Source organism: Bacillus cereus group sp. N21 (assembly GCF_016483395.1).
Taxonomy (GTDB): domain Bacteria; phylum Bacillota; class Bacilli; order Bacillales; family Bacillaceae_G; genus Bacillus_A; species Bacillus_A pseudomycoides.
Genome location: NZ_JAEHBX010000461.1, coordinates 1 through 229 on the forward strand (window position 1 = coordinate 1; position 229 = coordinate 229).

Consider the following 229-nt stretch of genomic DNA (forward strand, 5'->3'; position numbering starts at 1 on the left):
CCGTCTACTTTGCAACGCGTTGTATCAGCTATTGATGGTATCCCAATGGAAGACCGAGATACACAAGGTGATGTATATGAATATCTCTTATCGAAATTAGCAACTTCAGGTACAAACGGTCAATTTCGTACGCCACGCCATATTATTAATATGATGGTGGAGTTAATGAAGCCGACTCCAGAAGATATCATTATTGACCCGGCGATGGGATCAGCAGGTTTCTTAGTAT

1 protein-coding gene is annotated in these 229 nt (G+C 41.5%); it reads left to right on the top strand.

Going from position 1 to position 229, the window contains the following annotated elements; translation table 11 throughout:
• The coding region (locus JDS96_RS31640) for an N-6 DNA methylase (protein ID WP_199669196.1) at positions 1-229 on the top strand (229 nt) is incomplete at both ends.